Raw genomic sequence first — 22,591 nt, 5'->3', positions numbered from 1 at the left:
GATGCGGCGGGCGCCGGGGTGCGCCGTCACCCCGGAGGTGCTGGTGTTCCGATGTCCTGAACACTTCAGGGACGGTAACCGCGTTCTTCCGGGGCGAACACCCCTTGGATCAGAACCGGTTCAACTTTTTCCCAATACAGGACAAAGCAGGATTCGGGCAGGCCGGACCGGGGACCGGCGGACGTTCCGGCCCCCGTCCCGACCTGCGGTCACGGTCGCACTGATCAGCTGTTGAACGCGGCGTCGAAGGACGCGCTGGGCGGATCGAAGTCGAAGGCCTTGAGGCGGGTGAGTGCTTCGGGGGCGCCCTGGAGCCGGTCCATGCCGGCGTCCTCCCACTCGACGGAGACCGGGCCCTGGTAGTCGATGGAGCGCAGCATGCGGAAGACGTCCTCCCAGGGGACGTCGCCGTGTCCGGCCGACACGAAGTCCCAGCCGCGGCGCGGGTCGCCCCACGGCAGGTGGGAACCGAGCCGCCCGTTGCGGCCGTCGAGGCGCTTGCGGGCCTCCTTGCAGTCGACGTGGTAGATCCGGTCGCGGAAGTCCCACAGGAAGCCGACCGGGTCGAGGTCCTGCCACACGAAGTGGGAGGGGTCGAAGTTGAGGCCGAAGGCGGGCCGGTGGCCGACCGCCTCCAGGGCGCGCTGGGTGGTCCAGTAGTCGTAGGCGATCTCGCTGGGGTGGACCTCGTGCGCGAACCGCACCCCCTCGGCGTCGAAGACGTCGAGGATCGGGTTCCAGCGGTCGGCGAAGTCCTGGTACCCGCGCTCGATCATCGACTCGGGGGCGGGCGGGAACATGGCGACCAGGTGCCAGATGGCCGATCCGGTGAAGCCGATGACGGTGTCGACGCCGAGGCGCGCGGCGGCCCGTGCGGTGTCCTGGATCTCGGCCGCGGCGCGCTGCCGTACGCCCTCGGCGTCACCGTCGCCCCAGATGCGGGCGGGCAGGATGGCCTCGTGGCGCTCGTCGATGATGGCGTCGCACACGGCCTGGCCGACCAGGTGGTTGGAGATCGCCCAGCACTTGAGTCCGTACTTGTCGAGCAGTTGGTGGCGCGAGTCCACGTAGGAGGGGTCCGCGAGGGCCTTGTCGACCTCGAAGTGGTCGCCCCAGCAGGCGAGCTCGAGGCCGTCGTAGCCGAAGTCACGGGCGAGGCGGCAGACCTCCTCCAGGGGGAGGTCCGCCCACTGGCCGGTGAAGAGAGTGAAGTTGCGCGGCATGTCGCTGCCAGCCTCCTCAGGGGGCGATCGTGGTGTAGACGGAGTTCTTCTCGGCGCTCTCCTCCACCGCCGCGAGTACGCGCTGCACCTGCAGCCCGTCGGCGAAGGAGGGTTCGGGCCGGCGGCCCTCGGCGACGGCGTGGACGAGGTCGCGCACCTGGTGGACGAAGGTGTGCTCGTAGCCCAGTCCGTGGCCCGGCGGCCACCAGGCGTCCAGGTAGGGGTGCTCGGGCTCGGTGACGAGGATGCGCCGGAAACCGGCGTGCTCCCCCGGCTCCGTACCGTCGTGGTACGACAGCTCGTTGAGCCGTTCCAGGTCGAAGGCGAGCGAGCCGCGCTCACCGTTGAGCTCGATGCGCAGGGAGTTCTTGCGGCCGGTGGCGTACCGGGTGGCCTCGAAGGAGACCAGTGCGCCGGAGCTGAGGCGGCCGGTGAAGACGGCCGCGTCGTCCACGGTGACCTCGCCGGTGGCACCGTCCGCCGAGCCGGCCGACAGGCCGCGGGGTGCGCCGTCGGGCAGCGGGCGTTGACGTACGAAGGTCTCGGTGAGGGCGGAGACGCCCGCGATCCGCTCCCCCGTCAGGTACTGCGCGAGGTCGACGATGTGGGCGCCGAGGTCGCCGAGGGCTCCGGATCCGGCCAGCTCCTTGCGCAGCCGCCAGGTGAGCGGCGCCTTGGGGTCCACCAGCCAGTCCTGGAGGTACGTCACCCGCACGTGTCGCAGGGGGCCGATGCGGCCCTCGTCCACCATCCGGCGGGCCAGCGCGGTGGCCGGTACCCGGCGGTAGTTGAACCCGACCATCGCCAGCTGTCCCCGTGCGCCCGCCTCGTCGGCGGCCCGGGTCATCGCCTCGGCCTCCGCGACCGTGTTGGCCAGCGGTTTCTCGCACAGGACGTGCTTGCCGGCGGCGAGCGCGGCCAGCGCGATCTCGGCGTGGCTGTCGCCGGGGGTGCAGATGTCGACGAGGTCGATGTCGTCCCGTTCCACCAGCGCCCGCCAGTCGGTCTCGGTGCTCGCCCAGCCGTGTCGGTCGGCCGCCGTGCGGACGGCGTCGGCGTCCCGGCCGCAGATCGCGGCCAGTACGGGGTTCAGCGGCAGGTCGAAGACGCGGCCGGCGGTGCGCCAGCCCTGGGAGTGTGCGGCACCCATGAAGGCGTAGCCGACCATGCCGACGCGCAGCGGCGGTCTGGTCGCGGACGCCCCCGTCGCACTGGTCCCGGTCCCGCTTTCGGTCCCGGTTCCGGCGGCTGATGCCTCCGCCCCGGCCCCCTCGGGCTGCTGCGGCTGTCCCATGCGGAAGTCCTCCTCGTCGTGGTGGCGCGGTGGGGGGTGGGCCCCGCCCGACGGCCGGCTGGTCAGGCCGGCCGTGGGGCGGCGGCCCTCACTTGAAGCCCGTGGGCATGTACTGGTCGACGTTCTCCTTGTCGACGACGGCCGAGTAGCAGGTGACGGTCGAGGGGATCTCGAACTCGGCGAGGCCGCTGATGCCCTTGCCCTGGCCGAGGGCGCGGGCCAGGTCGATCGCGGAGGCGGCCATGGTCGGCGGGTAGAGCACGGTCGCCTTCAGTACGCCGCTGTCCGCCTTGATGGCCTGGAAGGCGGAGAGCGCGCCCGCGCCGCCGACCATCAGGAAGTCGTCGCGGCCGGCCTGCTCGATGGCGCGCAGCGCGCCCACGCCCTGGTCGTCGTCGTGGTTCCACATGGCGTCGAAGTCCGACTGGGCCTGGAGCAGCTGGGCCATCTTGGCCTGGCCGGACTCGACGGTGAAGTCGGCGGCCTGCCGGGCCACCTTCTTGATGTTCGGGTAGTTCTTCAGGCCGTCGTCGAAGCCCTTGGTGCGCTGCTGGGTCAGTTCCAGGTTGTCCAGGCCGGCCAGCTCGATGACCTTGGCACCGGACTTGTCCTTGAGCTTCTCACCGATGTAGTGGGCGGCGTTGAGGCCCATGCCGTAGTTGTCGCCGCCCACCCAGCAGCGGTAGGCCTGCGGGCTGTTGAAGATGCGGTCGAGGTTCACGACCGGGATGCCGGCGCGCATGGCCTGCAGTCCGACCTGGGTGAGCGCCTTGCCGTCGGCGGGCAGGATCACCAGGACGTCGACCTTCTTGTTGATGAGGGTCTCTATCTGGCCGATCTGCTGGGCGGTGTCGTTGGAGCCCTCGGTGACCTCGAGGGTGACGTCCGAGTACTTCTCCGCGCGCTGCTTCGCGTTGTCGTTGACGGCGTTGAGCCAGCCGTGGTCGGCCTGCGGGCCGGCGTAGCCGATGGTGACGGCCTTGCCCGGCTTGTCGTCGGCGGCCGGCTGCGTGTCCGCGGAGGCCTTGTCGCCGCCGTCGTCGGGGTCGTTGCTCGTACACCCGGTGAGGACGGCACCGGCGGACACGGCGGCGGCTCCGAAGAGCAGTCCTCTGCGACTCGTGAGCTCTGTCATGGCGGTGAACCCTTTCCTCAATGCGTGCTTGCGGTACGGCGCTGGACCAGCACGGCGGCGACGATGATCGCGCCCTTCGCGATCTGCTGGACGTCGCTCTGCAGGTTGTTCAGGGCGAAGATGTTGGTGATCGTGGTGAAGATCAGGACGCCGAGCACGGAGCCGAGGATGTGGCCGCGCCCGCCGGTCAGCAGCGTTCCGCCGATGATCGCGGCGGCGATGGCGTCGAGTTCGTAGAGGTTGCCGTTGGTGTTCTGGCCGGAGCCGGCCAGGACGATCAGCAGGAAGGCGGCGATGCCGCAGCACAGCCCGGACAGCAGGTAGAGGTAGAGCCGCTGGCGGCGGACGTCGATGCCGGCGAGCCGGGCGGCCTCCGCGTTGCCGCCGACGGCGACCGTGCGGCGGCCGAAGGTGGTCCGGTTGAGTACCAGCCAGCCGATGACGGTGACGGCCGCGAACACCAGCACCAGGGGCGGGATGCCGAGGATGTAGGCGTCGCGCTCACCGAGGTCCAGGACGCTGGGGACCGTGACGACCTGGGTCCGGCCGTCGGTGATCTGCTCCGCGAGGCCACGCGCCGAGGCCAGCATGGCGAGGGTGGCGATGAACGGCACCATCTGGCCGAACGCGATGAGCACCCCGTTGACCAGTCCGCAGCCCACGCCGACCACGACCGCCGTGAAGAGGATGCCGGCGAACCCGTACTCCTGGGTGGCGACCGTGGTCGCCCACACCGAGGCGAGCGCGACGATGGCGCCGACGGACAGGTCGATGCCGCCGGAGACGATGACGAAGGTCATGCCGACGGTGACGACGCCGATCACGGACGCCTGGGTGAGCACCAGCTGGAGGTTGCGGGTGTCGAGGAACGAGTCGGGCTGGGTGATGCCGCCGATCAGGACCAGTGCGGCGAGCACGCCGAGCAGGGTGAGGGTGCGGACGTCGGCGCGGCCCAACTGGACCCGCCAGGCGGGCGGACCGTCCACCGGTGCCGTCTTGCCGGTGCCGTCCCGCGGCGGGGACACGTGCTGCGTCATGACGCCGGGCTTCCTTCCATCACGAGGTCGAGTACGCGGTGTTCGTCGAGTTCGCGGGCGGGGGCCTCGTGCACGACACGGCCCTCGCGCAGCACCAGCACGCGGTCGGCGAGGCCCAGTACCTCGGGCACCTCGCTGGAGACCAGCAGGACGGCGAGGCCCTCGTCGGCGAGGCGGCGGATGACCGCGTAGAGCTCGGCGCGGGCGCCGACGTCGACACCGCGGGTGGGTTCGTCGAGCAGCAGGACCCGGCAGCCGCGCAGCAGCCAGCGGGCGAGGACCGCCTTCTGCTGGTTGCCTCCGGACAGGGTGCGCACGGGTGCGGAGGGGTTGTCGGGCCGTAGTGACAGCTCGCGGGTCGCCTTGCGGGCGGCCCCCAGTTCCGCGCCCCGGTCGATCCAGCCGCCGCGCGAGAAGCGGGACATGGTGGAGACCGACACGTTGCGGGTGACGGACTCCAGCATCAGCAGGGCCTGCGCCTTGCGTTCCTCGGGGGCGAGTCCGATCCCGGCCCGCACCGCGGCGCGCACGCTGCCGGGCCGCAGCGGGCTCCCGTCCACGAGGACCTGTCCGGCGCTCGCCTTCCGGGCCCCGTAGACGGTCTCCAGGATCTCGGAGCGGCCGGAGCCGACGAGGCCGGCGAGACCGACGATCTCGCCGGGGCGGACCTCCAGGTCGAGGGGGGCGAACTCGCCGGCCCGGGCCAGTCCCCGCACGCTCAGCACGGGCTCGGCCGAGGGCGGTGAGGTGGGCCGTTCGGGGAAGACGTACTCGACGTTGCGTCCGGTCATCAGCGCGACCACATCGCGGGTGGGCGTCGACTCGGCGGGCAGTCCGCCGGCGACGGCCCGGCCGTCCTTGAGGACGGTGACCCGGTCGCCGATGCGGCGGATCTCCTCCAGGCGGTGCGAGATGTAGACGACGGCGACGCCGTCGGCGGTGAGGTCGGCGACGATGCGGAAGAGGTTGTCCACCTCGTCGGGGTCGAGCGCGGCGGACGGCTCGTCCATGACGATCAGCCGTACCTCGTGCGAGAGCGCCCGCGCCATGGACACGATCTGCTGCTGTGCCGCCGAGAGCTCGCCGACCAGTTGCCCGGGATCGACCTCCGGGTGCCCGAGTCGCTTGAGCAGCTCGGCTGTCGACGCCTTCGCGGCCCTTCCCCGTACGACGAAGCCGGCGGCGGTCGGCTCGTGACCGAGGTGGACGTTCTCGGCGACCGACAGGTGCTCCACCAGGTCGAGTTCCTGGTAGATGGTGGCGATGCCGAGGCGCATGGCCGCGATGGGCGAGCGCAGGGTCACGTCGTCGCCGCGCCAGCGGATGGTGCCGGTGTCGGGCTGATGGGCGCCGGCCAGCACCTTGATGAGGGTGGACTTCCCGGCGCCGTTCTGGCCGAGCAGGCAGTGCACCTCGCCGGCCTGGACGTCGAGGTCGACGCCGTCCAGGGCCCGGACTCCGGGGAACGACTTGGTGATGCCGGACATGCTGAGCAGCGGTGGTTCTGGTGCCATGTGAGGTCCCCTCGGCGGGCGTACGGGCCGGTGTCAGGGCAGAGCGGAGCAGGGCAGGGCGGAGCGAGACGGGGCAGAACAGGACGGAGCGCTGTGCTGATGGAGCTCGGGAACCGAGTGGTGCCTACGCGGGTGCCAGGTGGCACCTACGCGGGTGCTGGGTGGTGCTGCGCGGGTGCTGGGTGGTGCTGCGCGGGTGCTGGGTGGTGCTGCGCGAGTGCCGGGTGGTGCTGCGCGAGTGCCGGGTGGTGTTACGCGGGTGAGAACAGGTGGTCGCTGATAAGCCGGGCCGCGCCGATGACTCCGGCGGTGGGGCCCAACTCCCCCAGTACGATGGGCAGGTTGCCGGTCGCCAAGGGCAGCGACTGGCGGTAGACCTGGGTACGGATCGCGGCGAGCAGGTTGTGGCCGAGGCCGGTCACCCCGCCGCCGATCACCACCAGGCCCGGGTTGAAGAAGCTGACCAGGCCGGCGATGACCTGGCCGGTGCTCCGGCCGCCCTCCCGGATCAGTTCGAGCGCGGTGGCGTCACCCGCGGCGGCCGCGGCGGCGACGTCGGCGGCACTGAGGCCTCCGTTCGCCTCCAGACGGCTCGCGAGCTCGGCCGACAGGCCCTGCTGGGCGGCCTCCGTGGCGTCGCGGGCCAGCGCCGCGCCGCTGAAGTGAGCCTCCAGACAGCCCCGGTTGCCGCAGGCGCACTGGCGTCCGTCGGGCACGGCCTGGATGTGCCCGATGTCGCCCGCGCTGCCCGTCGTCCCGCGGTAGACCTCACCGCCGACGACGATGCCGCAGCCGATGCCGGTACCGATCTTGACGACGAGGAAGTCGTGCACGGTGCGGGCGACGCCCGCGTGCTGCTCCCCCAGCGCCATCAGGTTCACGTCGTTGTCGACCATGACGGGGCAGCCGAGTTCCTGACTGAGCGCCTCCCGTACGGGGAAGCCGTCCCAGCCCGGCATGATCGGCGGAGCCACCGGCACACCCTCGGGGAAGCGGACCGGCCCCGGGACACCGATACCGGCGCCGTCGAAGCCCTCCGCGAGCCCCGAGGCCCGCAACTTGGCGGCCATGGCGAGTACTTGCTCGAAGACCGCGACGGGTCCCTCGCGTACGTCCATGGGCTGGTTGATGTGTCCGAGGATCTCCAGCTCGGCGTTGGTGACGGCGACGTCGACCGAGGTCGCGCCGATGTCGACACCGAGGAAGCGCAGCCCGGGGTTGAGGCGGACGTTGTGGCTGCGGCGCCCGCCGCGCGAGGCGGCGAGTCCGTCGGCCACGACCAGCTCCGTCTCGAGCAGCCGGTCCACCTCCACGGCCAGCTTGGACCGCGAGAGGTCGACCTGGTCGCCCAGCTGGGCACGGGAGTTGGGCCCTCCGTCGCGCAACAGCTGGAGCAGTCGTGCTTGGTGAGCGTTGGCGGGTCGTGCCGTCATGCGTCTCACGAACCCCTCCCCGCCTCGATCGGCCTTGAGTGTGTGCCGGTTTCCGGCCACGTCCAGTGGCTTGCTTTCGGAGGGAACGTAGCAGTGGGCGCCGGGTGTGGGAAGAAGTCACGCACGAATTGCTGCGAACTTTCTCCACTGAGTGGACAAAGAAGGTTCCGGTGCCCGGCGGCCCAGGACACGACGAGGCCGCCCTGCCATCGCGCCGGGCGGCCCCTGAACAGCCTCTGACCTTACGATTCTTCCCGCGCGTGGTAGGAACGCCGGGTGTGCTCGGTGTGCTCGCGCATCAGCCGGGTCGCCGCCTGCTCGTCCCGGTCGGTGATGGCGGCGATGAGCGCGCGGTGCTCGATCCAGGACTGCCGGCCGCGCTGCCGGGCGATGGGCGTGTAGTACCAGCGGACCCGGCGGTCGACCTGGGCGGCCAGTTCGGCGAGGACGGCGTTGCTCGCCAGCTCCATGATCTTCGCGTGGAAGCGGGCGTTGAGGACGACGGCGGCGTCCACGTCGTCGGCGGCGACGGCCCCTTCCCCTTCCCCGCACAGCTCCTCCAGGGCGGCCACGCCCGCGCTGGACGCGTTGGCCGCGGCGAGCCGGGCCGCCTCGGCCTCCAGGAGCGTACGGACCGTCAGGAGCTGGTCGGCCTCCTCCTCCGTCGGCTCGTGCACGAACGCGCCCTGGGCGGGGCGCAGGTCCACCCAGCCCTCCGTGTTCAGCCGTTGCAGGGCCTCGCGCACGGGCTGCCTCGACACTCCGAGATGCCCGGCGAGTTCGCTCTCGACCAGGTGCTGGCCGGGCTGGAGGGCCCGGGTGGTGATGAGTTCGAGCAGTGCCTCGTAGACACGGTCACGGAGCGGGCCGGGCCGTTCGAGCCTGGGCACCGCGCCCTGCGGCAGTCCTGCGGACAACATCGGTCCCCCCTCGGCGGCCGGAGCACAACCAGTACGCGAAGTATTGATTGTCTTTCGTCTACAGTCTACGGCGCTCGGAGGGCGGCGACCGGGGTGTAGTCCACGTCACACCGTGGGTGGGTGTGGTCGTTCAGGGGCAGCGGACGACCTGTCCGGCGTAGGAGAGGTTGCCGCCGAAGCCGAAGAGCAGCACCGGGTCGCCGGTGGTGATCTCGCCCCGCTCCACCAGCTTGGAGAGGGCGAGGGGGATGCTCGCGGCCGAGGTGTTCCCGGACTCGACGACATCGCGGGCGACCACGGCGTTGACGGCGCCGATCTTCGCGGCGAGGGGTTCGATGATGCGCAGGTTCGCCTGGTGCAGGACGACCGCGGCCAGGTCGGCCGGCTCCACTCCGGACCTTTCGCAGGCCTGGCGCGCGAGGGCGGGCAGCCGTGTGGTCGCCCAGCGGTAGACGCTCTGTCCCTCCTGCGCGAAGCGGGGCGGTGTGCCCTCGATGCGGACGGCGTTGCCCATCTCGGGCATGGACCCCCACAGCACGGGGCCGATCCCCGCCTCCTCACCCGGCGCGCATGCCTCCACGACGGCGGCCCCCGCCCCGTCGCCGACGAGCACGCAGACGGTGCGGTCGCTCCAGTCGGCCACCTCGGACATCTTGTCCGCGCCGATGACCAGTGCGCGGCTCGCCGAGCCGGCCCGCACGGCGTGGTCGGCGGTGGCCAGGGCGTGCGTGAAGCCCGCGCAGACGACGTTGACGTCCAGCGCGGCGGGTCCCGGGATGCCGAGGCGGGCCGCGACACGGGCGGCGGTGTTCGGGGAGCGGTCGATCGCGGTGGAGGTGGCGACCATGACCATGTCCACGTCGGCGGGGGTCAGCCCGGCCGCCGCGAGCGCCTTCGCCGCGGCGTGCCCGGCCAGCTCGTCGACCGGCTCGTCGGGTCCGGCGATACGGCGGGTGTGAATGCCTACCCGGCTCCTGATCCACTCGTCGCTGGTGTCGACCATGCCCGCCAGATCCTCGTTGGTGAGGACCCGGGCGGGCTGGTAATGACCGACGGCGGTGATGCGGGAGCCGTGCATGGGTGGAGACCTCGCTGCCTCGGGTACGGGATCCACCAGTGTGATGAGTGACCGACGGGTACGACGGCAGGTGATACGACAGGAAACGGGCGCCCGGCTTGTCGGCTTCGGTCAGCATCCCCGGCGCCCTTCCCCGCGTCCTCGCGTTCGGCAGGCGCTCAGCCGGTGAACAACTGGGACGCCTTCCGGACGAGTTCGTACAGCCCGTAGGCGAGTGGCGCGCCCACCCAGAGCCAGGCGAAGGCGATCAGCGGCCGCCGGTCGGGAAGGTCAGGCGGACTCTGGCTGCTGTCGTCGGGCATCGGTGGCCTCCTTCGGCGTGGGGGCGGCGGGCAGGTGGTGGCGGGCGTGGACCGGACGGACGAGTTCGTTGGCGACGAAGCCGACGACCAGCAGCCCGATCATGATGACGAAGGACGTCCCGTACAGGGCCGAGCCGTGCCGCCCCGCCTCCTCCTGCCGGTCGGCGATCCAGTTGACGATCAGCGGCCCGAGGACTCCGGCCGTGGACCAGGCGGTGAGCAGCCGTCCGTGGATCGCGCCGACCTGATAGGTGCCGAAGAGGTCCTTGAGGTAGGCGGGGGCCGTGGCGAAGCCGCCGCCGTAGAAGGACAGGACGACGAGGGCGCACAGGACGAACAGCGGCTTGGAGGCGTCGCCGAACAGGGCGATCAGTGTGTACATCAGCGCGCCGACGCCGAGGTAGACGCGGTAGATGTTCTTGCGCCCGATCAGGTCGGAGGCCGAGGACCAGCCGATCCGGCCCGCCATGTTGGCCGCCGACAGCAGCGCCACGAACCCCGCGGCGGCGGTCACCGACACCGGTGTGGAGGTGTCGGCGAAGAAGTCGGTGATCATCGGCGCGGCCTTCTCCAGGATGCCGATGCCGGCCGTGACGTTCATGCAGAGCACGACCCACAGCAGCCAGAACTGCGGGGTGCGCACGGCAGCGCGCGCCGAGACCTGGACGCCCTCGAGCGCGGCCGGTGAGCCGTCCGCCCGTTCCTTCGGACGCGGCACCCGTACCAGCAGCACGCCCAGCAGCATGAAGACGGCGTACGTCAGTCCGTGCACGAGGAAGGCGAGCGCGATTCCGGAGTTGTCGGTGCCGAAGGACTTCAGCATCTGCGCCGACCAGGGGGAGGCGATGAGCGCGCCGCCGCCGAAGCCCATGATGGCGATGCCGGTGGCCATGCCGGGCCGGTCCGGGAACCATTTGATCAGCGTGGAGACGGGCGAGATGTAGCCGATGCCGAGGCCGATCCCGCCGACGAAACCGTAGCCGAGGACGATCAACCAGTACTGCTCCACCGCCGCGCCGAGCGCGGAGAGCAGGAAGCCGGACGAGAAGCAGACCAGGGCGACGGTCATCGCCCAGCGCGGCCCGTGGCGCTCCACGAGCGTGCCGCCGAAGGCGGCCGACAGCCCGAGCATGACGATGCCGAGCTGGAAGGGCAGCGCGCTCTGGGTGCCGCTGAGACCGAGCGCGGACTCGAGGGGCGGTTTGAACACGGACCAGGCATAGGCCTGGCCGATGGAGAGGTGGACCGAGAGGGCGGCGGGGGGAACGAGCCAGCGGCTCCAGCCCGGGGGCGCGACGGGGGGACTCATGGGTCCCCCACCGTAGGCAGCGGGAAAGCGGTTGAGAAGACGGTTGAGCAGACAACCACCGTCCTTGCACAAAGCCTTGCCGGGGCAACCTCCATACTGTAGACAATATTTCGTCGACAGAATCGCTCGAATCGGCTGAATCCCTTGAATCCGCTGGATCGGCTGGATCGGCTGGATCGCTGAACATGCCACCGGTGTCCCCTCGGTATCCCTCGACCGAACGGAGCTCCCCCGCCATGAAAGTCGCAGTCCTCGGCGCCGGGGCGATCGGCGCCTACGTCGGCGCCGCGCTCCACCGTGCGGGCGCCGACGTGCATCTCATCGCCCGTGGACCGCATCTGGCGGCCATGAGGCAGTACGGAGTACGGGTGCGCAGCCCGCGCGGCGACTTCGCCGCGCGGCCCCACGTCACCGACGATCCGTCCGAGGTCGGGGCGGCCGACTACGTGTTCCTGGGTCTGAAGGCCAACTCGTACGCGGCGTGCGGGCCGCTGATCGAGCCGCTGCTGCACGACGCCACGGCGGTCGTGGCCGCCCAGAACGGCATCCCCTGGTGGTACTTCCACCGGCACGGCGGCCCGTACGACGGGCACCGCCTGGAGAGTGTGGATCCGGGCGGCGCGGTCAGTGCGGTCCTCGCGCCCGAACGGGCCGTCGGCTGCGTCGTCTACGCCGCCACCGAACTCGAACAGCCGGGCGTGGTCCGGCACCTGGAAGGCACCCGCTTCTCGATCGGCGAGCCCGGCCGCGATGTCTCGGCCCGGTGCCTGGCGCTCAGCGAGGCGATGCGGTCGGGCGGCCTGAAGTGCCCGGTCGAACCGGATCTGCGCAATGACATCTGGCTGAAGCTGCTGGGCAACATCTCCTTCAACCCGATCAGTGCCCTGGCCCGCGCCACCATGCGGCAGATGTGCCTGCACGGCGGCACCCGCCAGGTCATCGAGACCATGATGGCCGAGACGCTGGCGGTCGCCGCGGCCCTCGGCTGCGAGGTCGGCGTCTCCATCGAGCGCCGTCTCGCGGGCGCCGAGAAGGTCGGCGACCACCGCACCTCCACGCTCCAGGACCTGGAGCGCGGCAAGCCGCTCGAACTCGACGTGCTCCTCGCGGCCGTCGTCGAGCTGGCGGAGATCACCGGGGTGGAGGTGCCCACCCTGCGCACCGTGCACGCCATCTCGGACCTGCTCGCGCTGAGGAGCGCCGCATGAGGAAACGGCAACCGAAGACCTACACCCGACTCACCCACCCGCTGGTGCGCGACTTTCGCGACGCGCCGTTGCGCCGGGCGACCTGGGACGAGGCCCTGGACCGGACCGCCCGGGGCCTGGCGGCGGCGCGCGGCGCGTTCGGGATGTTCTCCTGCGCGCGGGCGACCAACGAGATGAACTACGTGGCGCAGAAGTTCGCCCGGGTCGTCATGGGCACCCACAACGTCGACTCGTGCAACCGCACCTGCCACGCGCCGAGCGTCGCGGGCCTGTCGGCCGCCTTCGGCTCGGGCGGCGGGACCTCCTCGTACGAGGAGATCGAGCACACCGACGTGATCGTGATGTGGGGCTCCAACGCCCGCTTCGCGCACCCGATCTTCTTCCAGCACGTACTGAAGGGCATCCGGGGCGGCGCCCGCATGTACGCCGTCGATCCGCGCCGCACCTCCACCGCCGAGTGGGCGGAGAGCTGGCTCGGCCCGAACGTCGGCACGGACATCCCGCTGGCGCACGCGATCGGCCGCGAGATCATCCACGCCGGTCTCGTCAACGAGGCGTTCGTGAGGCGGGCGACCACCGGCTACGAGGAGTACCGGGCCCTGGTCGAACCGTGGACGCTCTCCCTCGCCGAGAAGGTGACGGGCGTGCCGGCCGCCGCCGTCCGCGACCTCGCGCACGCCTACGCCCGCGCCGAGCGCGCCCAGTTGTGCTGGACCCTGGGCATCACCGAACACCACAACGGCACGGACAACGTCCGGGCGCTGATCAACCTCTCGCTGCTCACCGGCCACGTCGGCCGCTACGGAGCCGGGCTCCAGCCCCTGCGCGGCCAGAACAACGTGCAGGGCGGCGGCGACATGGGCGCGATCCCCAATCGGCTGCCCGGCTTCCAGGACGTCCTGGAGGACAGCGTCCGGCGGAAGTTCGAGTCGGCCTGGGGCACCGTCCTCCAGCCGCGGCACGGCCTCACCCTGACCGAGATGTTCGAGGCCATGGACGAGGGCACGTTACGGGCCGTCTACTGCGTCGGCGAGAACCCCGCCCAGTCGGAGGCGGACGGCGAACAGGCCGTACGGCGCCTGCGCGCGCTGGACTTCCTCGTCGTGCAGGACATCTTCCTGACGAAGACCGCCGAACTGGCCGACGTGGTCCTCCCGGCGACCGCCGGCTGGGCGGAGACCGACGGCACCACCACCAACAGCGAGCGGCGCGTCCAGCGCGTCCGCAAGGCGGTCACCCCGCCCGGTCAGGCCCGGGAGGACATCGACATCCTCTGCGACCTGGCGGCCCGCCTCGGCCACGACTGGAAGTACGCCGACGCCGAGGCCGTCTGGAACGAACTGCGCTCCCTCTCACCGGACCACCACGGGATGACGTACGCCCGCCTGGAGGAACACCAGGGCATCCAGTGGCCGTGCCCGAGCACCGAAGAGCTGGAACCGACCTACCTGCACGGCCGGTTGTGGGAGACGGACCCGGAACGGCGTGGGGCTCCCGCGCCCTTCGGCATCGTCCGGCACGATCCGCCCGTGGACCTCACCGACGAGGAGTACCCGATCCGGCTGACCACGGGCCGGCGGCTCGACTCCTACAACACCGGCGTGCAGAGCGGTGGTTATTCGTCCCCGCTGCGCCGCGGGGAGTCCGTCGAGCTGTGCCCGGAGGACGCCGAACGCTACGGGGTGGCGGTCGGCGAGGAGGTGCGGGTGACCTCGCGGCGCGGGTCGCTGGTCGCGCCCGTGTGGGTCGACACCGCGCTGCGCCCCGGGCTCGCCTTCATGAGCTTCCACTTCCCCGACGAGGTGGACACCAACCAGCTGACCATCGAGGCCAACTGCCCGATCGCCGGGACGGCGGAGTTCAAGGCCTCGGCGATCCGGATCGAGAAGGTGAGCACCGGTGGACCTGCGCTTCGGTGACAGCAAGCCGACGGACGAGGAACGCGCGGCCGTCGACGCCCTGCTCGGTCCGCCCGAGTCGTCCTGGGAGGGCGCCGACCGCTCCGACGCCGACCTGCGGTGGGCGCGCGGCGGGCGGGAGGCCCGGGACCGCCGCGACCTGCTGCTGCCGGGGCTGCACGCCCTCAACGACCGGGTCGGCTGGATCAGCGAGGGCGCCCTGGACTACCTGTGCCGACGTCTGACGGTGCCGCCTGCGGAGGCCTACGGGGTCGCCACCTTCTACGCCATGTTCTCGGTGAAGCCGCGCCCGGCGACCGTACTGCACCTCTGCACCGACCTCGCGTGCACGGCCGCCGGGGCCACGCGGCTGTGCGCGGACGTCGAAGCGCGCCTGGGCCCGGTAAGCGGCGTGCGGGTCGAGCGCGGCCCGTGCCTGGGCCTGTGCGAGCGCGCCCCGGCGGCTCTGGCCATCCGGGCGGGTGTCCCAGCCCGTCCGGGGGTACCCCCTCCGGCGGAGTTCGGGGACGAGGCCGTCCAGGCCGGGAGCGGGGGCCCGGGAGCGGCAGCCCCCGGGGTCGGGAACGGGGAGGGGCTGCGGGGGCGAAACACCCTCCACGCGACGGCGATATGCGCCCCCGCGACCCCGGACGCGGCAGTCCAAGCCGCCACCACCCCCGAATCGGCCCCCGCCGAACCCTCCCCCGAAGCCGCCGTCCCCCAGGCCGGCGACCCCGCCCTCACCCTCCTCACACGCGTCGGCACCGTCGACCCCGCCTCCCTCGACGACTACCGCGCCCACGGCGGCTACACGGCCCTGCGCCGCGCCTTCGCCCTCGGCCCGGCGGCCGTCATCCGCGAGGTCACCGACTCCGGCCTGGTCGGCCGCGGCGGCGCCGCCTTCCCCACCGGCCGCAAGTGGCAGGCTACGGCCGCCCAGCCCGACCACCCGCACTACGTCGTCTGCAACGCCGACGAGTCCGAGCCCGGCACCTTCAAGGACCGCGTACTCATGGAGGGCGACCCGTACGCGCTCGTCGAGGCGATGACGATCGCCGCGTACGCCACCGGCGCGCACCAGGGCTACCTCTACCTCCGCGGCGAGTACCCGCGCGCCCTCGCCCGCCTCACCCACGCCATCACGCAGGCCCGCGTCCGCGGCCTGCTCGGCGAGGACGTCCTCGGCCAGGGCTACGCCTTCGACATCGAGATCCGGCGGGGCGCGGGCGCGTACGTCTGCGGTGAGGAGACGGCGCTGTTCAACTCCATCGAGGGCTACCGGGGCGAGCCGCGCTCCAAGCCGCCGTTCCCCGTGGAGAAGGGCCTGTTCGGCAGGCCGACGGTGGAGAACAACGTCGAGACACTGGTCAACGTGCTGCCCGTCCTGACCATGGGCGCCCCGGCATACGCGGCGATCGGCACGGCGGCGTCCACCGGACCGAAGCTGTTCTGCGTGTCGGGAAGCGTGGAGCGCCCCGGCGTCTACGAGCTGCCGTTCGGCGCCACACTGGATGAACTGCTCACACTCGCCGGAGTGCGGAAGCCACTGCGGGCGGTACTCCTCGGCGGCGCCGCGGGCGGCTTCGTACGCCCCGACGAACTCGACATCCCCCTCACCTTCGAGGGCACCCGCCAGGCGGGCACGACGCTCGGCTCCGGAGTCGTCATGGCCTTCGACGACACCGTCCCGCTCCCTGGGCTGCTGCTGCGCATCGCCGAGTTCTTCCGCGACGAGTCGTGCGGACAGTGCGTGCCGTGCCGGGTCGGGACCGTGCGCCAGGAGGAGGCGCTGCGCCGGATCGCGGACCGCACGGGCGCCGCCGCGGCCGACGACATCGCCCTGCTGCGCGAGGTCGGCCGCGCGATGCGGGACGCCTCGATCTGCGGTCTGGGACAGACCGCGTGGAACGCCGTCGAATCCGCCATCGACCGTCTGGGGGCGTACGAATGACCGCGATACCGCTCGGAGTGCCGCGCCGGCTGGTGGAGTTCACCCTCGACGGTCAGGACACCCGCGTCCCCGAGGGGTCGACGATCCTGGACGCCTGCCGGGCCGCCGGGAAGGACCTTCCGACCCTGTGCGAGGGCGACACGCTGACCCCGAAGAACGCCTGCCGGATCTGCGTGGTGGAGGTCGAGGGCTCCCGGACCCTCGCGCCCGCCTGCTCCCGCCGGGCGGAGCCGGGCATGGAGGTACGGACGGACACCGAACGCGCCCGGCACAGCCGCAAGGTCGTCCTCGAACTGCTCGCGTCCTCGGTCGACCTCTCCACGACCCCGTCGGTCGCGCGGTGGATCAAGGAGTACGAGGCGAAGCCGGACCGCTTCGGCCCGGACGCGGCCCGCGTCGAGGAGGAGCCGAGGGTCGACAACGACCTGTACGTACGCGACTACGGCAAGTGCGTCCTGTGCTACAAGTGCGTGGACGCCTGCGGCGACCAGTGGCAGAACACGTTCGCGATCTCCGTCTCCGGCCGCGGCTTCGACGCCCGGATCTCGGTCGAGCACGACGCCCCGCTGACCGACTCGGCGTGCGTCTACTGCGGCAACTGCATCGAGGTCTGCCCCACGGGTGCCCTGTCGTTCAAGTCGGAGTTCGACATGCGCGCGGCCGGCACCTGGGACGAGGAGCGGCAGAGCGAGACGACCACGGTGTGCGCGTACTGCGGAGTGGGCTGCAACGTCACCCTCCACGTACAGGACAATGAGATCGTGAAGGTCACCTCACCGCACGACAACCCGGTGACCCACGGCAACCTCTGCATCAAGGGCCGCTTCGGCTACCAACACGTACAGAACCGGGACTGACCGGCACAAGGGGCACGGACCATGGGACGAGTCACGGAACGACGCAAGGTGATCCGCATCCGGGACGGGGCGGTCTCCGCCCGCCCGGACACCCTCGTCGCCGAGGAACCGCTGGAGATCCGGCTGAACGGCAGACCCCTGGCGATCACGATGCGCACTCCGGGCGACGACTTCGCGCTCGCGGCCGGGTTCCTGGTCAGCGAGGGGGTCCTCGCGGAGCAGGAGGACCTGCGGAACATCGTCTACTGCGCGGGAGCCACGGCCGACGGCTCCAACACCTACAACGTCGTCGACGTGCGGACGGCCCCGGACGTGCCGATCCCCGACATCACGCTGGAGCGGAACGTCTACACGACCTCGTCCTGCGGGCTGTGCGGCAAGGCCAGTCTGGACGCGGTGCGCACGACGGCCCGCTGGCCCATCGCCGACACTCCCCCGGTCCGCGTCACCCCGGAGCTGCTGGCGGACCTGCCCGACCGGCTGCGCGCCGCCCAGCGGGTCTTCGACCGGACCGGCGGGCTGCACGCGGCGGCCCTGTTCACCGAGGACGGCGAGCTGGTGGACGTACGGGAGGACGTGGGCCGGCACAACGCGGTCGACAAGCTGGTCGGCCGCGCGCTGCGCAACGGCGACCTGCCGCTGTCCCGGTCGGTTCTGCTGGTGTCGGGGCGGGCCTCCTTCGAGCTGGCGCAGAAGGCCGTGATGGCGGGCATCCCGGTGCTGGCCGCGGTGTCGGCGCCGTCCTCGCTCGCGGTCGACCTGGCCGGCGAGACGGGGCTGACACTGGTGGGCTTCCTGCGCGGCAGCTCCATGAACGTGTACGCGGGCGAGGACCGCGTCACCCTGCGGGCCGCGGCCGTCCAGGGCTGACCCGGCTCCCCGCGGCACGGCGGCGGGGCCCCGGCCGGCGGGGAGCGCCCCCTGCGCCGCGGGGGCCCCGTCTCTAGCCGGGGTTCCCGCGTGTCTTCCGCGCGCCTTCACGCGCCTTCACGCGCCTTCCAGGTGTCTTGCGTGGTTCCGTCGGACGACACGCGCGTGGACACAAGGCGCGTATCGGGCATGAGATGTACTGATGTCCTGACGACCGGCTCCCTCCCCACCAGCCGCCCGAAGGGCAGACCGTTCCATGCCGTCACCTCCCCGTACGCGTCCGCGCTCCCCCCTGTTCGCCCTCGCCTCCCTGTTCGCCCTGGCCGCCTCCTCGCTCCCCGCCCCCGCCGAAGCCACGACCAGGGCGCCGGAGTTCGAGCAGCAGGTCCTCTTCAGGGCGGACCGGGACCCCGGCGGTTACGCCTGCTTCCGTATTCCGGCGATCGTCCGGACGACGGGCGACACCCTGCTGGCCTTCGCCGAGGGCCGCGTACTGAACTGCGGTGACGCGGGCGACATCGACATCGTCGTCAAGCGCTCCACCGACGGCGGGCGCACCTGGGGCCCGCTCCGGGTCGTCAACGACGGCGGCGGCGACACCCACGGCAACCCGGCCCCGGTCGTGGACCGCGCCACCGGCCGCGTCCTGCTGGTCGAGACGTACAACGCCGGCCGTACGGACGCCGCCGGCTGCGCGGTGCCCTGCGCCCGCACGCCCCACCTCCAGTACAGCGACGACGACGGCCGCACCTGGTCCGCTCCCCGCGATCTGAGCGCCGGGATCCTGCCGCCCGACTGGAACTCCTGGTACGCCACCGGCCCCGTGCACGGCGTCCAGCTCACCGGCGGCGCCCACCCCGGACGGCTCGTGGTCGGCGTCAACGCCGAGACCTGGGACGGCGGCCGGGTCACCGCCAACCACGCGGCACTCGTGGTCAGCGACGACGGCGGCGAACACTGGAAGGCCGGTGCCACCGACACCTGGCCCGTCGCCGCCGACGGCACCTTCCGGCAGAAGCCGTCCGAGCTCACCCTCGCCGAGCGCGCCGACGGCACCCTCCTGGTCAGCGGCCGGGAGGAGCACGGCACCGACCTCGGCCACCGCGCCCAGGCCGTCAGCCGCGACGGCGGGGACAGCTTCACCGGCCCCTTCAGTGCCCTCCCGGACCTGTACACCCCGCAGGTGCAGGGGGCCCTGCTCCGCCTCGGCGACCGGATGCTGCTGTCCGCGCCCGCCGACCCCGACCGCCGCCGGACGATGACGATCCGTTCCTCCTACGACGGCGGCGCGACCTGGGACAGCGTGGACCGCGGCACGGTCGTCACCCGGGACTGGTCCGGCTACTCCGACATGGTCGCCGTCGACGAAGAGACGGTGGGCCTGCTGTACGAGGGCGGCACGGCCGACGCCCGCGACGAGATCCGCTTCGCCCGTTTCACCGAGGACTGGCTCCGGCCGCGCCGGGCCGCCGATCCCACCACCCCCGACCTCGCCACCGGCGCCGCGCCCGCGACCGTGCTCGGCGGCGCCGGGACGACGGACGGCGTGGTGGGCGGCGCGCTCGCCCTCGACGGCGCCGACGACGCCGTACGGCTGCCGTACGACGAGCGGCTGCCGCTCGGGGCCGGGGACTTCACGGTGTCGCTGTGGTTCCGGTACGCGGCGGACGACGGGGAGCAGCCGCTGCTGTGGATGGGCGGGGTCGGCACCACACAGCCCCAGGTGTGGCTGCGCGCCGAGCCCGGCAACGGCCGGATCCAGGGGCTGATCACCGCGCGCGACGGCGGGGCGGCCCCGCGCTCGGCGTGGGTGCGCACCGACCGCGCCCACAACGACGGCCGCTGGCACCAGCTGGCGCTGCGGCGCGGCGGGGGCCGGCTCACGCTGTTCGTCGACGGTACGACGGCCGGCGCGGCGGACGTGCCGGGCTCGGTCAGCCGGAACTCGCCGTTCGGTGTGCACATCGGCGAGCGCGTGGACGGCCGGGCCCGCTTCACCGGCGCGATCGACGAGGTGCACGTGTGGGACCGGGCGCTGACCGACGAGGAGATCGGCGCCGGGGCGCCGCCCTCGGCCGCCGGGAACACCGTCCTGCACCTGCCCATGGACCGGGTGGACGCGGCCGGCTGAGGGCGCGCGCCCCGCCGGTTCAGCGGCTCCCGGTGCCTGCCGTGGTGCGCGGCGGGGCGGCGGACGCCTCGGCCCCGTCGGACCCTCCGGACCCGTCGGATCCTTCCAACCCGTCGGACCCTTCGGGCTTTTCGGGCCTTTCGGGCCTTTCGGAGGAGGCCGCCTCCGGGTCGTGCGACCGGCGCTTGGCGATGACCGCGCACACCATCAGCTGCATCTGGTGGAAGAGCATCAACGGCAGCACGGCCAGCGACGCCTGGGCGCCGAAAAGGACGCTCGCCATCGGCAGTCCGGCGGCGAGGGACTTCTTCGACCCGGCGAACTGGATCGCGATCCGGTCCTTCCGGCCGAAGCGCAGTGCCTTCGCCCCGTACCAGGTCAACAGCAGCATCACGGCGAGCAGTACGGCCTCGACGGCCAGCAGTCCGGCCAGCCGGGCCGGGCTGACCTGGCCCCAGACGCCCTGCACCATGCCCTCGCTGAACGCGGTGTAGACGACGAGGAGGATCGAGCCCCGGTCGACGAGCCCGAGGACCCTTTTGTGCCGGGCGACGAAGCCCCCGACCCAGCGGCGCAGCAGCTGCCCGGCGACGAACGGCACCAGCAGTTGCAGCACGATCGAGACCACCGAGTCGGCCGAGAACCCGCCCCCGCCGCTGCCGAGCAGGGCGGCCGCGAGCAGCGGCGTGAGGACGATGCCCACCAGCGAGGAGAAGGACCCGGCGCAGATCGCGGCGGGCACGTTGCCGCGGGCGATGGAGGTGAAGGCGATGGACGACTGGATGGTCGACGGGACCAGGGTGAGGAAGAGCAGACCCTGGTAGAGGGGGTCGGTCAGGAAGACCGGGACGAGTCCGCGGGACGCGAGCCCCAGCAGCGGGAAGACGACGAAGGTGCAGGCCAGCACGGTGACGTGCAGCCGCCAGTGCCGCACCCCGTCCATCGCCTCACGGGTGGACAGCCGGGCGCCGTAGAGGAAGAAGAGGAACGCGATCGCGGCGGTGGAGGCGCCGGAGGCGACATCCGCGCCCGTGCCGCGGGCCGGCAGCAGCGCCGCGAGGCCCACCGTCCCGAGCAGCAGCAGGATGTACGGGTCGATCGGCATCCAACGCGGCCATCGCAGGCGTTTCACGGTGCTCCACTTGCTCGTTCACTGTCGTCCGGCGGGGACACGGGCGGGGGAAACGGACCCGGGGTCAGGGGTCCGGAGTCACGGGCCGGGGTCACGGGCCCGGGGGTCACGGGCCCTGGCGATCCTGGCGACGGGTCCGGTTCACGGGTCCCCGCTCCATCCTGCTCCCTCACTCAGCGATCGGGAATCCGGTATACCGCTCTGACTGTCATCACGTCGCGCGATAGCCTGGGAGGATGTACGACCCGTCCCACCTGCGCACCTTCCTGTCGGTCGCCCAGACCCTGAGTTTCACGCAGGCCGCCCGGCGGCTCGGGCTGCGCCAGTCGACCGTGAGCCAGCACGTGCGGCGGCTGGAGGACGCCACCGGCCGGCAGCTGTTCGACCGTGACACGCACTCCGTGGAGCTGACGGAGGACGGGGAGGCGATGCTCGGGTTCGCGCGCCGGATCCTGGAGGTGCACGAGCAGGCGACGGCCTTCTTCACCGGCACCCGGCTGGGCGGCCGGCTGCGCTTCGGGGCGTCCGAGGACTTCGTGCTGACCCGGCTGCCGGAGATCCTGGAGGGCTTCCGGCACGACCACCCCGAGGTCGACCTGGAGCTCACGGTGGAGCTGTCGGGCACGCTGCACGAGCAGCTGGCCGCCGGGAAGCTCGACCTGGTGCTGGCCAAGCGACGGCCGCAGGACCCCCAGGGCGAGCCGGTCTGGCGGGACCGGCTGGTGTGGATCGGCGCGGAGCGGCTGCGTCTCGACCCGGACCGTCCGGTGCCGCTCATCGTGTATCCACCACCGGGCATCACCCGCGCGCTCGCGCTGGACGCCCTCCAGCGGCAGGGCCGCGAGTGGCGCGTCGCGTGCACCAGCGGCAGCCTCAACGGCCTGATCGCGGCGGCCCGGGCGGGCCTCGGCGTGATGGCGCACTCGCGCGGGCTCATCCCGCCCGGGCTGGTAAGGGTGCCGGAGCGGGCCGGACTGCCCGAGCTGGGCCGGGTCGACTTCGTACTGGTCCACGGGCGGCGTCACCCCTCGGCGCAGGGCGCGGCGGACGCCTTGGCGTCGGCGATCCTGGCGAGCGGCGACCGGTTGCACCGGCCGCCGCGGACCGGCCTCGGGTAGCCGGGCGTACCGACACCTCGGACAGCCGGGCGTACCGGCGGTAAGCAGGTCGTACAGATTCGGTGGAGATTACCGCACGGAAACTTACTCAACGGTCAGGAAAGTGTCCGACCCTTCCCCATGTGAGCGCATTTCCACTCGCTGACCAGCGCGAACACAAGCGCTGTTCGATTTTCGCGCC

General features: G+C 72.0%; 18 protein-coding genes. 7 read left to right on the top strand and 11 right to left on the bottom strand.

Annotation, left to right across the window (positions count from 1 at the left end; translation table 11 throughout):
* Window positions 1–224 precede the first annotated feature (224 nt).
* The 10 genes from QC283_RS11865 to QC283_RS11820 form a co-directional block, all read right to left on the bottom strand.
* Window positions 225–1,223, bottom strand: a complete 999-nt coding sequence (locus QC283_RS11865) for a sugar phosphate isomerase/epimerase family protein (protein WP_279561399.1) — start codon at window positions 1,221–1,223, stop codon at window positions 225–227.
* A gap of 16 nt (window positions 1,224–1,239) precedes the next feature.
* Entirely contained in the window at window positions 1,240–2,517 is a 1,278-nt protein-coding gene (locus QC283_RS11860) for a Gfo/Idh/MocA family protein (protein ID WP_279561398.1), read from the bottom strand.
* 88 nt (window positions 2,518–2,605) lie between these two features.
* Window positions 2,606–3,652: a substrate-binding domain-containing protein gene (locus QC283_RS11855; protein ID WP_279561397.1), complete on the bottom strand. Its 1,047-nt coding sequence runs from the start codon at window positions 3,650–3,652 to the stop codon at window positions 2,606–2,608.
* 17 nt (window positions 3,653–3,669) lie between these two features.
* The gene (locus QC283_RS11850; protein WP_279561396.1) at window positions 3,670–4,689 is read right to left on the bottom strand and encodes an ABC transporter permease; all 1,020 of its coding nucleotides are present in this window, start codon (window positions 4,687–4,689) and stop codon (window positions 3,670–3,672) included.
* Window positions 4,686–6,203 carry a sugar ABC transporter ATP-binding protein gene (locus QC283_RS11845; protein WP_279561395.1) on the bottom strand — a complete coding sequence of 506 codons (1,518 nt, stop codon included), beginning with the start codon at window positions 6,201–6,203 and terminating at the stop codon, window positions 4,686–4,688. Before QC283_RS11845 ends, QC283_RS11850 begins: the two co-directional genes overlap by 4 nt.
* 251 nt (window positions 6,204–6,454) lie before the next feature.
* Window positions 6,455–7,636: an ROK family protein gene (locus QC283_RS11840; protein WP_279561394.1), complete on the bottom strand. Its 1,182-nt coding sequence runs from the start codon at window positions 7,634–7,636 to the stop codon at window positions 6,455–6,457.
* Window positions 7,637–7,878: 242 nt separating this feature from the next.
* Window positions 7,879–8,556: a GntR family transcriptional regulator gene (locus QC283_RS11835; RefSeq protein ID WP_279561393.1), complete on the bottom strand. Its 678-nt coding sequence runs from the start codon at window positions 8,554–8,556 to the stop codon at window positions 7,879–7,881.
* Between the two features lie 130 nt (window positions 8,557–8,686).
* Window positions 8,687–9,634: a beta-ketoacyl-ACP synthase III gene (locus tag QC283_RS11830; RefSeq protein ID WP_279561392.1), complete on the bottom strand. Its 948-nt coding sequence runs from the start codon at window positions 9,632–9,634 to the stop codon at window positions 8,687–8,689.
* Between the two features lie 158 nt (window positions 9,635–9,792).
* A complete protein-coding gene (locus QC283_RS11825; RefSeq protein WP_279561391.1) occupies window positions 9,793–9,936 on the bottom strand; it encodes an MFS transporter small subunit in 144 nt (47 codons plus the stop codon).
* The gene (locus tag QC283_RS11820) at window positions 9,905–11,245 is read right to left on the bottom strand and encodes an OFA family MFS transporter (protein ID WP_279561390.1); all 1,341 of its coding nucleotides are present in this window, start codon (window positions 11,243–11,245) and stop codon (window positions 9,905–9,907) included. The genes QC283_RS11825 and QC283_RS11820 overlap by 32 nt, the downstream gene beginning before the upstream one ends.
* A gap of 236 nt (window positions 11,246–11,481) precedes the next feature.
* Between QC283_RS11820 and QC283_RS11815 the strand changes: the two genes are divergently transcribed.
* The 6 genes from QC283_RS11815 (at window position 11,482) to QC283_RS11790 (ending at window position 20,160) form a co-directional block, all read left to right on the top strand.
* On the top strand, window positions 11,482–12,453 hold the full coding sequence (locus QC283_RS11815) for a 2-dehydropantoate 2-reductase (protein WP_279561389.1): 972 nt from the start codon (window positions 11,482–11,484) through the stop codon (window positions 12,451–12,453).
* Window positions 12,450–14,372 carry a molybdopterin oxidoreductase family protein gene (locus QC283_RS11810; RefSeq protein ID WP_279561388.1) on the top strand — a complete coding sequence of 641 codons (1,923 nt, stop codon included), beginning with the start codon at window positions 12,450–12,452 and terminating at the stop codon, window positions 14,370–14,372. The genes QC283_RS11815 and QC283_RS11810 overlap by 4 nt, the downstream gene beginning before the upstream one ends.
* Window positions 14,353–16,302, top strand: coding sequence for an NADH-ubiquinone oxidoreductase-F iron-sulfur binding region domain-containing protein (locus QC283_RS11805; protein ID WP_279561387.1), 1,950 nt, complete (start codon window positions 14,353–14,355; stop codon window positions 16,300–16,302). Before QC283_RS11810 ends, QC283_RS11805 begins: the two co-directional genes overlap by 20 nt.
* Entirely contained in the window at window positions 16,299–17,159 is an 861-nt protein-coding gene (locus tag QC283_RS11800) for a 2Fe-2S iron-sulfur cluster-binding protein (protein WP_279561386.1), read from the top strand. The genes QC283_RS11805 and QC283_RS11800 overlap by 4 nt, the downstream gene beginning before the upstream one ends.
* Before the next feature lie 21 nt (window positions 17,160–17,180).
* Complete coding sequence (fdhD, locus tag QC283_RS11795) at window positions 17,181–18,029, top strand: formate dehydrogenase accessory sulfurtransferase FdhD (RefSeq protein WP_279561385.1); 849 nt, start codon at window positions 17,181–17,183, stop codon at window positions 18,027–18,029.
* Window positions 18,030–18,285: 256 nt separating this feature from the next.
* On the top strand, window positions 18,286–20,160 hold the full coding sequence (locus QC283_RS11790; RefSeq protein WP_279561384.1) for a sialidase family protein: 1,875 nt from the start codon (window positions 18,286–18,288) through the stop codon (window positions 20,158–20,160).
* A 19-nt stretch (window positions 20,161–20,179) separates the two neighbouring features.
* Here the strand turns inward: QC283_RS11790 and QC283_RS11785 are convergent, their stop codons facing one another.
* Window positions 20,180–21,265, bottom strand: a complete 1,086-nt coding sequence (locus QC283_RS11785; protein WP_279561481.1) for a bile acid:sodium symporter family protein — start codon at window positions 21,263–21,265, stop codon at window positions 20,180–20,182.
* Between the two features lie 263 nt (window positions 21,266–21,528).
* Between QC283_RS11785 and QC283_RS11780 the strand changes: the two genes are divergently transcribed.
* Window positions 21,529–22,410 (top strand): LysR substrate-binding domain-containing protein, encoded by an 882-nt coding sequence (locus QC283_RS11780; RefSeq protein WP_279561383.1) that lies wholly within the window; start codon window positions 21,529–21,531, stop codon window positions 22,408–22,410.
* Window positions 22,411–22,591: the final 181 nt, after the last annotated feature.

It is taken from the genome of Streptomyces sp. DH41, assembly GCF_029813785.1.
Lineage (GTDB): Bacteria > Actinomycetota > Actinomycetes > Streptomycetales > Streptomycetaceae > Streptomyces.
The sequence above is the reverse complement of the archived record's forward strand: the minus strand, read 5'-3'. Positions and strand labels throughout refer to the sequence as shown.

Excerpts from the sequence above, each read along its gene's own strand:
- QC283_RS11865 (WP_279561399.1), bottom strand. The coding sequence starts at position 1,223 with ATGCCGCGCAACTTCACTCTCTTCACCGGCCAGTGGGCGGACCTCCCC.
- QC283_RS11860 (WP_279561398.1), bottom strand. The coding sequence starts at position 2,517 with ATGGGACAGCCGCAGCAGCCCGAGGGGGCCGGGGCGGAGGCATCAGCC.
- QC283_RS11855 (WP_279561397.1), bottom strand. The coding sequence starts at position 3,652 with ATGACAGAGCTCACGAGTCGCAGAGGACTGCTCTTCGGAGCCGCCGCC.
- QC283_RS11850 (WP_279561396.1), bottom strand. The coding sequence starts at position 4,689 with ATGACGCAGCACGTGTCCCCGCCGCGGGACGGCACCGGCAAGACGGCA.
- QC283_RS11845 (WP_279561395.1), bottom strand. The coding sequence starts at position 6,203 with ATGGCACCAGAACCACCGCTGCTCAGCATGTCCGGCATCACCAAGTCG.
- QC283_RS11840 (WP_279561394.1), bottom strand. The coding sequence starts at position 7,636 with ATGACGGCACGACCCGCCAACGCTCACCAAGCACGACTGCTCCAGCTG.
- QC283_RS11835 (WP_279561393.1), bottom strand. The coding sequence starts at position 8,556 with ATGTTGTCCGCAGGACTGCCGCAGGGCGCGGTGCCCAGGCTCGAACGG.
- QC283_RS11830 (WP_279561392.1), bottom strand. The coding sequence starts at position 9,634 with ATGCACGGCTCCCGCATCACCGCCGTCGGTCATTACCAGCCCGCCCGG.
- QC283_RS11825 (WP_279561391.1), bottom strand. The coding sequence starts at position 9,936 with ATGCCCGACGACAGCAGCCAGAGTCCGCCTGACCTTCCCGACCGGCGG.
- QC283_RS11820 (WP_279561390.1), bottom strand. The coding sequence starts at position 11,245 with ATGAGTCCCCCCGTCGCGCCCCCGGGCTGGAGCCGCTGGCTCGTTCCC.
- QC283_RS11815 (WP_279561389.1), top strand. The coding sequence starts at position 11,482 with ATGAAAGTCGCAGTCCTCGGCGCCGGGGCGATCGGCGCCTACGTCGGC.
- QC283_RS11810 (WP_279561388.1), top strand. The coding sequence starts at position 12,450 with ATGAGGAAACGGCAACCGAAGACCTACACCCGACTCACCCACCCGCTG.
- QC283_RS11800 (WP_279561386.1), top strand. The coding sequence starts at position 16,299 with ATGACCGCGATACCGCTCGGAGTGCCGCGCCGGCTGGTGGAGTTCACC.
- fdhD (WP_279561385.1), top strand. The coding sequence starts at position 17,181 with ATGGGACGAGTCACGGAACGACGCAAGGTGATCCGCATCCGGGACGGG.
- QC283_RS11790 (WP_279561384.1), top strand. The coding sequence starts at position 18,286 with ATGCCGTCACCTCCCCGTACGCGTCCGCGCTCCCCCCTGTTCGCCCTC.
- QC283_RS11785 (WP_279561481.1), bottom strand. The coding sequence starts at position 21,265 with ATGCCGATCGACCCGTACATCCTGCTGCTGCTCGGGACGGTGGGCCTC.
- QC283_RS11780 (WP_279561383.1), top strand. The coding sequence starts at position 21,529 with ATGTACGACCCGTCCCACCTGCGCACCTTCCTGTCGGTCGCCCAGACC.